13 protein-coding genes and 3 pseudogenes are annotated in these 12,358 nt (G+C 54.2%); 11 read left to right on the top strand and 5 right to left on the bottom strand.

Annotation, left to right across the window (positions count from 1 at the left end; genetic code table 11):
- Positions 1 to 112: 112 nt before the first annotated feature.
- Positions 113 to 235, bottom strand: a complete 123-nt coding sequence (locus tag JMV15_RS28605) for a hypothetical protein (protein WP_256200684.1) — start codon at positions 233 to 235, stop codon at positions 113 to 115.
- On the opposite strand from JMV15_RS28605, the gene JMV15_RS10200 reads away from it, so the two are divergent.
- Positions 234 to 581 carry a hypothetical protein gene (locus JMV15_RS10200; protein ID WP_038450963.1) on the top strand — a complete coding sequence of 116 codons (348 nt, stop codon included), beginning with the start codon at positions 234 to 236 and terminating at the stop codon, positions 579 to 581. The two genes, JMV15_RS28605 and JMV15_RS10200, sit on opposite strands and share 2 nt — an antisense overlap.
- Before the next feature lie 27 nt (positions 582 to 608).
- On the opposite strand, the gene pdxR is transcribed toward JMV15_RS10200, so the two are convergent.
- On the bottom strand, positions 609 to 2,108 hold the full coding sequence (pdxR, locus tag JMV15_RS10195) for a MocR-like pyridoxine biosynthesis transcription factor PdxR (protein ID WP_038450964.1): 1,500 nt from the start codon (positions 2,106 to 2,108) through the stop codon (positions 609 to 611).
- A 95-nt stretch (positions 2,109 to 2,203) separates the two neighbouring features.
- Here pdxR and JMV15_RS10190 point away from each other — a divergent pair, with 95 nt between their 5' ends.
- The 4 genes and pseudogenes from JMV15_RS10190 to JMV15_RS10175 form a co-directional block, all read left to right on the top strand.
- Positions 2,204 to 3,427, top strand: a complete 1,224-nt coding sequence (locus tag JMV15_RS10190) for a benzoate/H(+) symporter BenE family transporter (protein ID WP_003192716.1) — start codon at positions 2,204 to 2,206, stop codon at positions 3,425 to 3,427.
- A gap of 285 nt (positions 3,428 to 3,712) precedes the next feature.
- Positions 3,713 to 4,078 (top strand): annotated as a pseudogene (locus JMV15_RS28325) (BrnA antitoxin family protein).
- A gap of 211 nt (positions 4,079 to 4,289) precedes the next feature.
- Positions 4,290 to 4,841, top strand: a complete 552-nt coding sequence (locus tag JMV15_RS10180; protein WP_019817530.1) for a hypothetical protein — start codon at positions 4,290 to 4,292, stop codon at positions 4,839 to 4,841.
- An 80-nt stretch (positions 4,842 to 4,921) separates the two neighbouring features.
- Positions 4,922 to 5,448, top strand: a pseudogene (locus tag JMV15_RS10175) (zinc-dependent alcohol dehydrogenase family protein); the annotation flags it as partial.
- On the opposite strand, the pseudogene JMV15_RS10170 reads toward JMV15_RS10175, so the two are convergent.
- The 3 genes and pseudogenes from JMV15_RS10170 to mobH form a co-directional block, all read right to left on the bottom strand.
- Positions 5,445 to 5,537: pseudogene (locus JMV15_RS10170) on the bottom strand (transposase domain-containing protein); the annotation flags it as partial. The pseudogenes JMV15_RS10175 and JMV15_RS10170 sit on opposite strands and share 4 nt — an antisense overlap.
- A gap of 299 nt (positions 5,538 to 5,836) precedes the next feature.
- Positions 5,837 to 6,760: a tyrosine-type recombinase/integrase gene (locus JMV15_RS10165; protein WP_201491428.1), complete on the bottom strand. Its 924-nt coding sequence runs from the start codon at positions 6,758 to 6,760 to the stop codon at positions 5,837 to 5,839.
- Positions 6,751 to 8,637, bottom strand: a complete 1,887-nt coding sequence (gene mobH / locus JMV15_RS10160) for a MobH family relaxase (RefSeq protein ID WP_201491427.1) — start codon at positions 8,635 to 8,637, stop codon at positions 6,751 to 6,753. Before mobH ends, JMV15_RS10165 begins: the two co-directional genes overlap by 10 nt.
- Before the next feature lie 594 nt (positions 8,638 to 9,231).
- Here mobH and JMV15_RS10155 point away from each other — a divergent pair.
- The 6 genes from JMV15_RS10155 to JMV15_RS10130 all read left to right on the top strand — a co-directional run bounded on the left by JMV15_RS10155 (position 9,232) and on the right by JMV15_RS10130 (position 12,345).
- Complete coding sequence (locus JMV15_RS10155) at positions 9,232 to 9,546, top strand: hypothetical protein (RefSeq protein WP_201491426.1); 315 nt, start codon at positions 9,232 to 9,234, stop codon at positions 9,544 to 9,546.
- Complete coding sequence (locus tag JMV15_RS10150) at positions 9,543 to 9,890, top strand: hypothetical protein (protein WP_201491425.1); 348 nt, start codon at positions 9,543 to 9,545, stop codon at positions 9,888 to 9,890. The genes JMV15_RS10155 and JMV15_RS10150 overlap by 4 nt, the downstream gene beginning before the upstream one ends.
- Complete coding sequence (locus JMV15_RS10145; RefSeq protein ID WP_201491424.1) at positions 9,887 to 10,150, top strand: hypothetical protein; 264 nt, start codon at positions 9,887 to 9,889, stop codon at positions 10,148 to 10,150. Before JMV15_RS10150 ends, JMV15_RS10145 begins: the two co-directional genes overlap by 4 nt.
- Positions 10,150 to 10,371, top strand: a complete 222-nt coding sequence (locus tag JMV15_RS10140) for a hypothetical protein (protein WP_201491423.1) — start codon at positions 10,150 to 10,152, stop codon at positions 10,369 to 10,371. The genes JMV15_RS10145 and JMV15_RS10140 overlap by 1 nt, the downstream gene beginning before the upstream one ends.
- The gene (locus JMV15_RS10135) at positions 10,371 to 10,703 is read left to right on the top strand and encodes a hypothetical protein (RefSeq protein ID WP_201491422.1); all 333 of its coding nucleotides are present in this window, start codon (positions 10,371 to 10,373) and stop codon (positions 10,701 to 10,703) included. The genes JMV15_RS10140 and JMV15_RS10135 overlap by 1 nt, the downstream gene beginning before the upstream one ends.
- A gap of 286 nt (positions 10,704 to 10,989) precedes the next feature.
- The gene (locus JMV15_RS10130; RefSeq protein ID WP_201491421.1) at positions 10,990 to 12,345 is read left to right on the top strand and encodes a hypothetical protein; all 1,356 of its coding nucleotides are present in this window, start codon (positions 10,990 to 10,992) and stop codon (positions 12,343 to 12,345) included.
- Positions 12,346 to 12,358: the final 13 nt, after the last annotated feature.

The raw sequence follows: 12,358 nt of genomic DNA, 5'->3' as shown, positions 1-12,358 counted from the left end.
TTTATCCCCCGATGTTTACCTGGCGTTAACCTGGTGCTGCTTAGGCTAAGGCCCTTCTTATCCAGAGCTCGTCACCGTCATGAACCTGTATTCGATGATCAAAGGGGTGCTGTTAGCCGTGATTTTCTTCGCGCTGATGGTGGGTATCCTTCCACAGCAAACGCAGTTGGTACGCATGGGAGGCAATGGCTGGTTTCTGGTTGGCCAGAATGTTGAGCAGACAGGGTCGTGTCATGTCGCCCGTGGGTCGTGATGAGATTGGCGCCAGCTATACCGGCCAGTTGGTCGCCTGTGTGGTGCTGGTTATTGGCGTGGCGGTTTCGATGGGTATCTATATCGCGCGCTTGAACGCGCACCTTGATGAGCAACGCGACCTGTCCTCGGTGTATCTGCCCGACTGCCCTGACGGCCGTGGTGGTTTTATGGTCTATCCCGATGACAGGCGCAGTGGTGATCAGTGCTACACCGCCGGTGAGGATGAATCGATGGATGTCGATCAGGTGCAGCGGCTATCAGGCTCGAACCTGGCGCAATGGTTCGACTCCATCCTGCCTGCGGTTCAAACCCCGAGCAGGCACTAGATACCTCGCGCACTGAACGGCACGGGCCTATTGCTTGCGCAGCGCAGCAGCCAGCCGCCCCATGGCTGTTTCGATTTCATGGGCAGTCAAGGATGAATACCCCAACAGCCAACCTTGTTTCTTCTCCTCGCCGGCGTACAACCGACTGAGTCCGGGCAACTGCACGCCTGCGCTGGCAGCTTGGCGGATGGTGTTTTCCTCCGACCAGCCATCGGCCAAAAGGCAGGGCATCTGCAGCCCGCCATGGGGGCACAAGGCTGTGGCAATCCCCTTCAGGTGTTTGCCGATGACGGTGAGCATGACGGCCCGGCGCGCAGCGTACAGTTTGCGCATGGCCCGGACATGGGCGTGGTAGTGGCCGTCCTCCATGAAGCGCGCCAGGGTCAGTTGGAGGATCTGTGGCGTGTGACCGTCCATGATGCTTCGCGCATAGGTGAATGCGCTGACCAGTTCGGCAGGCAGCACCATGTAGCCCATCCGCAATCCGGGATAGAGCGTTTTGCTGAAGGTGCCGAGGTAGATCGTGCGCTGGTACGGGTCCAGGCCCTGGACGCAGGCAATCGGCGGCCCGTCGTAGTGGAACTCGCTGTCATAGTCGTCCTCGAGGATCCACTTGCCCTGCTCGGCCGCCCAGTTGATCAGCTCCAACCGGCGCTCCAGCGCTAACGTGGCGCCGGTGGGGTATTGATGCGAAGGCGTCACATAGACGCAATTGGCACCGCTGCGGTCTGCCCGCAACAGGTCGGTGCGGATCCCCAGTGCATCAACTTCAATAGGCACCACCTGGGTCTCGGCCGCTTCAAAAGCCTTCTTGGCACCGTAGTAACCGGGGTTTTCCAGGAGGATGGGCTTGCCGGCATCCACTAATAATTGGGCACACAGGTACAAGGCCTGGCGAGTGCTGCTCAATACCAGAATCTGATTGGGTGAGCATTTGGCGCCGCGTTCGAGGTTCAAGTAGGTGGCGATCGCCTTGCGCAGGGGCTCGGCGCCTTGCGGGTCGCCATGCAGCAGGACGTTACCCCGGTAGTCCTTCATGGCCTGGCGTTGCAGACGCGCCCATATATCGACAGGAAAGGTACGGGTTTCCGGCAGCCCGGTGGCAAAGGCCTTCACCGCCTGTTGATCGGTCACGCCACCCGTGTCGAACATCATCCGGCCACGCCGGCTCAAGCCCGCCCCTGGCACTGCATCGCTGCGCTGGGTGTCTTGCATGTTGATGCGCTGGCGCGCAGCCCCGCGTAACTCGGTGCCCACTGCCTCCGATACATAGCTGCCCGAACCCTCGCGCCGCACAATGAAGCCGTCCCGGTGCAAATGCACATAGGCGTTCTCGACCGTGTCGCGGGCAACACCTAGCGTTTTGGCCAGAACTCGGGTTGCCGGCAGCTTGAGGCCCGCATCAAGGGCCCCCTCAAGAATCAATGCCCGCAAGGCGCGCTGGATTCGCAGGTGCAGATCCAGCCGCTGAAACTCGGCATCGTTGAGCCGGATTTTCAGTGTTTCGAGCTCGAAGGTTTGCGCCATACGGTCTGCTCTATATGAATAAATTGGCAGGATGAAGCAGGCCAGTTTATCCGTAGACTCTGCGCTTCGCCATTTGCAAGGAGCAACGTAACGCCATGCCTTCGTCAACACCCAACGCATCGGTTCGCCTCAGCGACCTCATCCCGCCGATTGTCGCCGGCCTGATCTCGGTCATCGTCAATTATGGCGGCACCTTCATTCTGGTGTTCCAGGCCGCCAAGGTCGCTGGGCTGAGCCCTGAGTTGACGGCGTCCTGGGTGTGGTCGGTGTCCATCGGCGTGGGGGTCACCGGGCTGTTTCTCAGCTGGGTTTCCCGCACACCTATCATCACCGCCTGGTCCACACCGGCTGCTGCCTTTCTGGTTGTGGCCCTGTCCACCACGCCCTATGCCGAGGCGGTGGGCGCGTACATGATCTCGGCCGCGGCCTTCGTGCTGCTGGGCTTATCCGGCTATTTCGAAAAAGTCATCCGGCTGATCCCGCCAGGCGTGGCCGCCGGGTTGCTCGCCGGTATTCTGTTGCAGTTCGGCATCGGTGCTTTCGGCGGCATGAGCCTTGACCCGATGCTGGTCGGCTTGCTGATTGTTGCCTACCTCGTGCTCAAACGCCTGACCGCACGCTACGCGGTTGTGGGTATTCTGGCGTTGGGACTGGCCTTCTTGATGGCTCAGGGACGGGTCGACTTGTCGGGCCTGGAACTGCAACTGGCAGCGCCCATATTCACCCGGCCTGAGTTTTCGCTCAACGCCTTGCTCAGCGTCGCGCTGCCGCTGTTTCTGATCACCCTGACCGGCCAGTACATGCCCGGCATGCTGGTGCTGCGCAACGATGGGTTCAACATCAGTGCCAACCCTATCGTGACCATCACCGGGCTGGGCTCCTTGCTCATGGCGCCCTTTGGTTCCCACGCGTTCAATATCGCGGCGATCACTGCTGCCATCTGCACCGGCAAGCAAGCCCACGAAGAGCCCTCCAAGCGCTGGATCGCCGGCATTGCGGCAGGTGTTTTTTACATCCTGGTCGGAGTCTTCGGCGTGACCCTCGCCGCGCTGTTCATGGCCTTTCCGGCCACCTTCATCACCACCCTGGCCGGGCTCGCCCTGCTCGGCACTATCGGCGGCAGCCTGGCCGGCGCCATGGCCGATGCCAGCTCCCGTGAGGCTTCGCTGATTACCTTTCTGGCAGCGGCCGCCAACATCACGTTGTTCGGGATTGGCGGGGCGTTTTGGGGGCTGCTGATTGGGTTGGCGGCGTACGTCGTGCTTAATGGGCAGTTGCCGCGTCGGGGGCTTGATGCTCGTGAGAACGCTGCTAACTGAGGCTCCGCGACCTGGGCTCAAACGCAGCCCGCCTACCACTCAAACGCTTCGATATGGCATTCGGTCATGTCTATGCATGCCTTCCGACAAAGCATACAGAACATGGCTACGTAAACAGACGCCCGTTGCGCACGGAAATCCGCAGGCAATCTCTGCAAGATCAAGCTCCAACTGATCGGAGGGAAAATGGCGTGTCCACGATATAGATTGTCACAGCCGATCGTCCATTTCATCGCTTTTCATGCATCCAAAAATGAACGGCGCCAGTACCTGGAGGTTTGAGCCATGAAAGACGAATACGACTTCAGTAACGCCAAGCGCGGCGTCATCGCAAGCAACAAAGGCAAAACCCGTATCACGATCATGCTGGACGATGCTGTGATCGAAGCCGCCCGTGAACGTGCGCAGAGTGCAGGCACCGGCTATCAGACCGTAATCAACAATCTACTGCGGCAGGCATTGGTGTCCCAGGACACCTATAACCTAGCGCCAGCCTCGAAGAAATAAGCCAAAACCTTGCAAGTTCTCAACAATGGCATCAGCGTGTCAGAGGTCGAAGCGTTGGAACAGCAGTTGATAGCGCTCGCTGGAGAATTGAATCGAATGCTTGTTAATCCGCTGCCTGCCAAATCAAAAAGCAAACCTGTCTAAATCGAAGCGCTAGAGTTGGCTTCTTGCGAATCGCGCCATGCAGGCCAAATCCTAGGCAAAAAAAGCCTGCATCTCTGCAGCCCGCCTCCCGAGCAAGAGTCTCTCCCAAGTATCCTAGCTGAGTAAGACGCTACCAAGGCGGCTAGGAAAAAATTCCGTTTTGTGGAAGTCGTTTCTATCAGGTCGATGTAATTCATAGGAAATGAAAGCCATGTACTTCAAGTTCATCACTCTGTTCGCACTCGCATTGCTCACTGGCTGCACGACAATCCCCTACGAAAAACCGCAAGACCAGTTGAACATCCAGAAAGACTTGTTATTAAAGCCTGAGGAAATTGTCACAATGACCCAGGTGAATTGGTGCGCCTACGCCTATGGAGAAGTGACGCCTTGCCACCCTCAGGAAGCGCTGGGGGTTCAGACTCGGACAAAATTGATATTGGCCAGTTACGACAAGCCCCACTACAAAACAGTTGTTGAAGTACGAGCCAGCGACGTCATGTGCGCGCACCTACAAACGCCGGTAGATACCGCTCCCAATCTGCTTTTGTTCGCCCAAGACTATGCCGTGCAGATTTGGCCAGTAGAGCCGAGTTTTAAACCGGATATCGCGAAGAAAAAGCTCATTGTGGAAACCCTGCTCCAACCAGGAAAACGAACCTTGGTGGGCACTGAAAAGGATTATGTAAGGGACACGGGGCGAGGGAGAGCGGGGATGACGATGACCTCTATCGTAAACCTGGTTAATCCTTGTTCGCTTTGAAACTGTAAGGTAACCGTCCGGCCCACTCACCGTAAGCGTCTGCCGAACACATCTTGCACTCGCCCGTCTTGGTGCGCAGGCAAACCGTCTTGGTTCAGGGATCTGGAGGTGTTTCTGTTTTTGCAGCACAAATTGCTACAGCTTTGGGAGCCAAGGTTATCGTCACCTCCAGCCGTGATGACAATCTGGAGGCTGTAAAAAACTGGGCGCTGTTGCGGGTATAAATTATCGCACTACCCCTGAGTGGGCAGAGGAAGTTCTGAAGCTCACTGACGGCAAGGGAGTGGATCTCCTGCTGGATGTGGCAGGCGGTGACGGCATCAATCAATCGATTGCTGCAACAAAGGCAGGTGGACGTATCGCACAGATCGGCTTTCTGACAGGCCAGACCTCTACCTTGAACCTGATGCCTATGATTTTCCGGCAAACAACGATTCGCGGCATAGCCGTTGCTCCACGCTCGGCATTTGACCGAATGAACGAATTCTTGAACGAGCACAAGATTCGCCCGGTAATCGACCACGTGTATCCAGTCGATCAAGCACGCGAAGCGTACGAACATTTGGCCAGAGGCGCCTTTGGTAAGGTAGTAATCAAAATTGCTTAGGACCCAGCCACTTCAATCTCACTCGCCCGCTGCGAAGGCAGGCGCGTGAGCACGCCCTTCAAATAAGCATACGGATCATGCCCGTTGATGGCGTCATGGGAAGCGCGCTGGGTTGCTGGGTCAAATCCCAAGAAAAAAAAGCCTGTATCTCTACAGGCTTTTCTCTATCTGGCTCCACGACCTGGACTCGAACCAGGGACCCAATGATTAACAGTCATTTGCTACCTGTTAGTCACACCGGTGCCACGAAAAACGTGGTGGAGACATAGAAACGCTGTGTAGCGCGAGCGCATGAACGCATCACGCCATGAAAGTTAGTCGCGTTGGATTAGCTTGTCAAAGCAGGGTAATTCATTGGGCTGTAGGAAAAGGAGACGGTAGGAGTCAGCTACCGCATCAGCTCCAATGCATGCCTTACCTGGTCAACGTCGACATGTACGTATTTCAAGGTAGTGGCAATGCTTCGATGCCCTAGCAAATCCTTGACGATATGGAGATTACTCTTGGGCTGCTTCATCAAATCGGTAGCAATTGTATGCCTGAAACGATGCGGGCTCACATGCACCCCAAGCTTGCGGCTCAGCGATGTATAAAACCGTGACAGCTGGCTCATATCCATCGTTCTGCGCATATGGCGCTGTGAAAATTTGTTGACGTTGAAGAGCTGCTCATTGGATTTGATGCCGCGTTTTTTAGCATTCAACAGCAAGATCCTCAGGTGCTTGGCAAGCTTGCTGTGTATGGGGACGAAGTGCTCATCGAAATTCTTGGAAACCTCAGGGTGAATGCAGAATTGCATGCTATCCATATCCACATCTTGGGGACGGAGATTCAACAGCTCATTCGCCCGAATGCCCGTGTAATAAAACGTCTCGAACACGGTTCGCCAGAACCACGCGGGGTGGAGCGATGCCATCGCAAGCGTCTTCATTTCGGAACGCGCCATCCCGACTAGAATGATCCGTGCATCCCGTACAACGCGGTGCTTGACGGTTTTCGGTGGACGGTTTGGACAGCGCACGCCACAACCCTCGAATGGATTGTCGAGCTGACTGGTCAGATTGTTTTTGATGGCATAGCCAAAGAGCGCTCGTAGGTGCCGCAAGTACGTGTTCCAACTCACCTCTTTGATATCGCTGCCCAGGACCGATCTACGCCAGTTGAGAACAGTCGTCCTGTTGATCTCATCAATCAGGCAATCACCAGAAAACCGAATCAGTGCGTTTGTAGCAACGCGATACCCTTGCTGCGACGTCTCTCGAAGATGCTTCTCAAAAAAATAAATCTCCGGTAGCTCTGAGATTAAATGCATGAATTCTCGTCCTTGAATAATTGCGACCCCTTCAACGCCAAGTAAGGGTTGTCATAGGGCTTCTCGGAAAAAATCAGAAGCGGATCCTTGAGCAGATAGCCTCTTATGTCTCTGGTCTTTCTTGGGCCCCGAACCTCACAGGCCCATATGTTCAGTCCGGTGGAGCACTTGCTGTGCACCCCTAGCTTTTCGAAACACCGCTGGATCCAACGCCAATCAGTGGTGCCCTGCTCTTTCGCCATCCTGGCGATAGAGGGATGCTCCTGTGCGTAACGTTGGAAAATTCCCGGTGTCACTAGCAGAGCGGTGCCGGCGACGCTGTGCACCTTTGCTTTTGCATCGTTGATAATGATCTTGTCAGTCAAAACACCCTGACGCAGCCATTGGACAAATGCTTCTCCCAGCTCTTTGGCGCTGCCGCCACAAGCCGAACTGACTATTGATTCTGGTTGCCCCCCTGTCGCTGCTAGCTGCGGTGCGAAATCCTGGTCGGTTGGGACAATTGCTTGATCCTCCTTAGGTAGCGGGTAACCGCCCTCTCCCTCTCCGTATGTCGGCATTCCTTCCAAAATGACGTCTGGGTACTGCGTAGCCTCCATGTATTCCAGCGGCACGACTTTGTAACCGTTATCTGTAGGAGATACCGTAGGAAGCAGCGTTTCCTCCAAAGGCAAAGTCGGCGAATGCGGTAAGAGTGATGACTTTGAACCGTCTCCATTATCCTCTGAAGTGTCTATAACAGGCATTACCGTGACACTGCCGACAAAGGCGGACGGACGCTCTCCACGCTCCCAGATCAAAGCAGGCGCAACTTTTAGAAAAGTTAGGGTCTTGTTCCATTTACCACTTTGAACCGTCGCGGTCCAAATAGCCTTGCCGTCAGCATTCACTTGAATGATCGCGTTGTCCTGCAGGATGTTGAACAACGTGGAGTTAGACGTAGGGATCGACTCAGCGCCTTGGGAGAGCATGTGGGCTCGCAATTTGTCTGCGACGGTTTTGCTCACGAGCCATAAGGCATCATCAGTTAACCAGCCATCGGATGCGCGGGGCTGATTAAGCTTGAGTTGCTCGTTTACAAGGTAGCGAAGCCCCTCAATCAACTGCCGCTGAATAGAGTGCTTAGGCGCAGCAAGGGCACGTGAGGGGTTACCACCTAACTCTTGTGCGACTGAAGCTTGGTCAGCCAGGATAACAAGCTCGCCAAGAGTTCCTGCATGCTCGTACTGCCCTGCAAGAACAAAGAGTAAGGCGCGCCAGGGCTCGGGGTAGCCGCTCAACCAGTCCATGATGGGCCGTGTGAGCACCTGAATGTAGGTAAGGCCGGTTGCGACGCTGTGCAGCTTGTACTGACGATCCTTCGAATATCGAAAGCGATACTCCCGATCAATTGGTCCATGCCACGGATGCCACAGAGAACTGTCAGTAAAATGGACCTCCACATCAACAGCAATTTTCCCCAAGTCATGAAGCAAAGCGGCGTAGGCGATAGCGGCTGTCCAAGCCTCGGTCTGCGCTGCCTGAGCTTCTGGGGTTCCGCCTACTGGCAAAAGGTAGGACTGCCGAATCTTGAGTGCAAAGGCGACGATCTCTAGGCCGTGATCAAGCATGCCACCCAGGTGAGCGTGATGATGGTTCTCCGAGGCCGGCAACTCCTGAACAAGTTCGGCGTATCGCTTCACTGGATCCAGATAAAGCTTCTCAAATTGAATTCGGGAGAGAGAGGTACGTTGCCAGATATGCTCGATGAGCTTGCTCCGACGCGGAGTGCTCAGAAGTTGATTTGCCGTCTGAGGCGCGTGGTATCCCGAAGGCGTACCCGTGGCATCTGAGGATTCCTTACGGACAGCCTTTTTTAGCTTCAATTGCCAAAACATTCAGCTATTCACCTGCGTCAATCGTTGGAGAGCCTTTTCGCCTTTCAGCTCATGACAGCCCATTTGCAGGTAGGCCTCTTCCCCTTAGATTCCGTTCCCATGAACCATTTCCCTTTCGCCCCCCCTTTATGGCTTTTTGGTCCTGTTGAAACGATGAAAAAACTGGTTTGAACGCCTGCGTGTTTATTCTTTATTCATCTGCGTTTAAGACCACCTTATTACCGGCAGTCCCTAGATAGGCATGGAACGACGACTGGTCATAGGAAGCCTTACAAGCCCCTGTTCATAAGGGTTCTTCATCCACTGACCTGATCCATTCGTTTAAAAATGCACGTGTATTTCTAGGAGATTTCGCAGGAAGAAAATGTGGCTTTCTCCCTTCTTACAATCGGCAGTTTTCCATCAAAACGGTAGGCGTTTTCTGCAGCGATTTTGCGAATTTTCCAGAGCCTGTATTCGTGAAGATTTCGCTTGTTTTTCCTATGCTCGAATGGCGAGCAAATCGGGGCTCTTGAACACAGGTGCCTCAGACCGCGAACAGTCAAACTTTTAATTCGACATCGCTCGCAGCCTACAAACTGACGGAGGTGTGAAATGAACAGTCCAGCTACGACCCACATTACGCACGAGCAACTGCTAACCACCGCCTATTCTTTCCACCACTACAGGTGCTTGCCCAAGGAAGAGTTCCTCATGCAGGTGCTCCCTGGTGCACCTGTTATCGACGCATTGAATGCCTCTAACTGTCTGTTGGCGGCCGCGTCCAGCTTCTGCGAACAGATGATGGAGGGTAAAACGCGCCCAACAGAAGTATACGGCCTGCATTTTCTGATAGAAGCTTCACAAGCACTGCTGATTGCAACTACAGCTAGCGTCGAATTCGGCAACCGCCAAGGCGGTGAAAAATGATTTATATGCCAAAAGCTGAGCGGCTTATGTATGCCTCTCAGGGGCTCAGTGCGCTCACTGATGTATTGATTACCAACGCCATCCTAAGCGATATCTCACCACATTCCTGTGCTATCCGAGATGAACATTTGGAAGGATACCTTCGCGCAATCCAGTGCCTAGCTTTGGAGATAGAACGAGCGATCTCTGAGGCATGGGAAACAGCGGATAACCCCACCTATCTTAGCGACGCCGACCAAGAACAGGCCCGGCAAGAAATACATGGAGTGTCTGAAACCGTTTCAACGCTGACCTGGAGCCGTATACCAACGACAAAACAAACACATCGGGAGGGTGCTCAATGAATACCTCACTCAACAAGATGATTTCGATTACGGACGAATCCTTGAGCGCACTGGAATACGCCCACCAAGCGCTGAAATCAGCTGAGGCCAATTTCAAGGCACTGAAGACAATCGTCAGCGAGCAGTCCGATGCCTTTCACATGCCACGGATGGGCGAGTTGTTCTGCATGGACCAGGCAGGGGGACTGGATTGCCTGCACGAGGACTATCAGCACCAGTTCGAAGAGGTGATTGGTCAAGCAAAGGACGAGGTGCACTGATGAGCCGAGTAGAAACCCTTCCCGATCGCCTAGAGAACCAGTTGCTGACCATTATCGAGCTCTCCAAAGTGCTGTCGAACAACGCAGCTTATAAAGATTGTGCAGACCCACCGCAGATAGATTCAGGAGGCGAAAGCGCTATCTGTTCGGCCATCACCTTCATCGGTGAAATAGCGCACAACGATTTTTGCGACTTGATGAACGCCTCGGAGGGATCCTGATGAGTTCGCCCTCAATCACTGCCCTCCTCCCCGACATGCTGACTGAGTTTTCAGCACTAGCATTGAACCCCAACGCCCAACCTACCGATGATCAAGTCGCAAGGCTTCAAGTCTTGAAAGCTGGAGCTGCTAACTCAGCACTGGCAGCTGAACTTGGCATCAGTGCAGTAGGCGCCGCAATCGGTGTCTGTGTCGGAGAATTGGATGATTTACACATTCGCAACCTTGGGTGGCTGCTAGAGATGCTTGGGGAGATCTCTGGTAATGCTCGTCACGTTGAGCATGAGGCAATCCACTACCTGCGTATGGCAGAACTCAAAACTGTAATTTGAACAACTGACCTCAACCAGCGACGGCCTAGCTCCGGCCGTCGCTATCCTTCATACTTGGTGAGTCTGACTGACTGATTTGCATGTCTCTTTCGAGGCGATTTTCAATCGCTGCCCTACGAACCAAGCGTGCCTGACCTTTGCTGCTTGGGCTTCCGCCCGGATGTAGCAGCGCTCTCCGATGTTCGTAAACCCTACGTGCTTTCTATGCACGTTAGCGGCTCTCGCGAATTGCAAATTGGTTGAGATCCCCGTTGCTATAAAGCGTAAGAAGTCTTTTGAGGGTTTGATGAGTATTTTTGCTGGAAAGGCAACACCGCAGACCCGCATGCGGACTTGGGCGCTTCATGCTTCCGTGATCGAGCAAAAGATGAATGCTCACGCTCAAGAGGCCAGGCACGATTATTTTGAGCACCTTTACGTCCTGAAAATTGATGACCGGCGAATGGTGCAGCTATGGGCTGGTAACCACCCTCTTTCAATCAAAGATCAAAAGGAGATCCAGGTAGAGGGTGGTGCAGCTTTAGTGGTCTCTCAGGACACGACTTTCGGTCATGTCGTAGTCTTCATTTATCCCTACGCGCTTTATCCAAACCCAGTCAAACCTATCCTCTGGGGTGTGTTCGATAGCCCAGCGGACATCACTCAAGGTGACTGGCTTGACCGCATATTTCTGGACTACGCAAGTTGCTGCCGAGCATCAAGCGTTGTCGATCAGACGGCTTTTACGCGGGACCGTTTACGCATGCGATGGCTCATCCTCCGTAGCCATATTCTCAAGCTGCGCGGCCGGTCCTCGATGACGACTAAGGTCATCAAATCGAAACCGTCCTGGGGTAAACGAACCCTTGCTGGGCTTGCTTTGTTAATCGCTGTGACTACGCTGCCTAGCAACCTGGCAACACTATCAGGCTATTCCATACCAGCTCTGTGGGCGTTATGGCAGTCTCCCCCTGCCGACGACGCAGATGCCCCAAAATCTAGCTTGCCTGCACCTGATAAGGAATCAGTTAAGGAAATACCGGTGAGCATCGTTCCTCATGTGCCGGAGCCTACAGTCACTGCAGTAACGCCTGATTTGATAGCCATGCCAGTGATCAAGGGCCGCTATACGTTCTGCCCTTCTGAGGGAGACCAAGACAACCCAAAGCTCCTAGACCTTTTGTATGACGTCCGAGCAAATGCTGGGCAGATGGCATTCTTTGATGTGCAGGTGGGGATTGATTGTGTACTGAGTACGGAGCCGGACTACAGGGCGCCGTTCTATCGTATTGAGGAACCAGGCGTGGTGAACTACCTCATGCGTGTTCCCCTGGTGGACAAGGGGAACCTCACCGAATCTAAGCAGTGGATCAGCGGCGAACGCAACCCAGCCACCCTTTGGGAAATGTATAGCGACAACGGCTCCGCAATTGCGATTCATAACGGTGACGACAGCCGCAATCCATTGTCACGCTTTCAACCGCATGTTGAAGGCATGACTGATATCTTGTTCGGCCCCTATTCGATCAAGGAAAGCTACGACGATGACGCTATTACCTTTGATCTGAATGCCTCTTTCCTTGACCGCACGGCTCTACAGCAAGCTACTGCCATTGCGAAAGAACTCAGAAATGTTCGTGCAGTTGGGGCGAAAACAGAATGAGTCTTGGGTAGGC

This window comes from Pseudomonas paracarnis (assembly GCF_904063055.1).
Taxonomy (GTDB): domain Bacteria; phylum Pseudomonadota; class Gammaproteobacteria; order Pseudomonadales; family Pseudomonadaceae; genus Aquipseudomonas; species Aquipseudomonas paracarnis.
This window is presented reverse-complemented; position numbering and strand designations above follow the sequence as displayed.

Coding starts and splice junctions, on each gene's coding strand:
- JMV15_RS10140 (WP_201491423.1), top strand. CDS start 10,150: ATGAGCCGAGTAGAAACCCTTCCCGATCGCCTAGAGAACCAGTTGCTG.
- pdxR (WP_038450964.1), bottom strand. CDS start 2,108: ATGGCGCAAACCTTCGAGCTCGAAACACTGAAAATCCGGCTCAACGAT.
- JMV15_RS10135 (WP_201491422.1), top strand. CDS start 10,371: ATGAGTTCGCCCTCAATCACTGCCCTCCTCCCCGACATGCTGACTGAG.
- JMV15_RS10200 (WP_038450963.1), top strand. CDS start 234: ATGTCGCCCGTGGGTCGTGATGAGATTGGCGCCAGCTATACCGGCCAG.
- JMV15_RS10155 (WP_201491426.1), top strand. CDS start 9,232: ATGAACAGTCCAGCTACGACCCACATTACGCACGAGCAACTGCTAACC.
- mobH (WP_201491427.1), bottom strand. CDS start 8,637: ATGTTTTGGCAATTGAAGCTAAAAAAGGCTGTCCGTAAGGAATCCTCA.
- JMV15_RS10180 (WP_019817530.1), top strand. CDS start 4,290: ATGTACTTCAAGTTCATCACTCTGTTCGCACTCGCATTGCTCACTGGC.
- JMV15_RS10145 (WP_201491424.1), top strand. CDS start 9,887: ATGAATACCTCACTCAACAAGATGATTTCGATTACGGACGAATCCTTG.
- JMV15_RS10190 (WP_003192716.1), top strand. CDS start 2,204: ATGCCTTCGTCAACACCCAACGCATCGGTTCGCCTCAGCGACCTCATC.
- JMV15_RS10150 (WP_201491425.1), top strand. CDS start 9,543: ATGATTTATATGCCAAAAGCTGAGCGGCTTATGTATGCCTCTCAGGGG.
- JMV15_RS28605 (WP_256200684.1), bottom strand. CDS start 235: ATGACACGACCCTGTCTGCTCAACATTCTGGCCAACCAGAAACCAGCC.
- JMV15_RS10130 (WP_201491421.1), top strand. CDS start 10,990: ATGAGTATTTTTGCTGGAAAGGCAACACCGCAGACCCGCATGCGGACT.
- JMV15_RS10165 (WP_201491428.1), bottom strand. CDS start 6,760: ATGCATTTAATCTCAGAGCTACCGGAGATTTATTTTTTTGAGAAGCAT.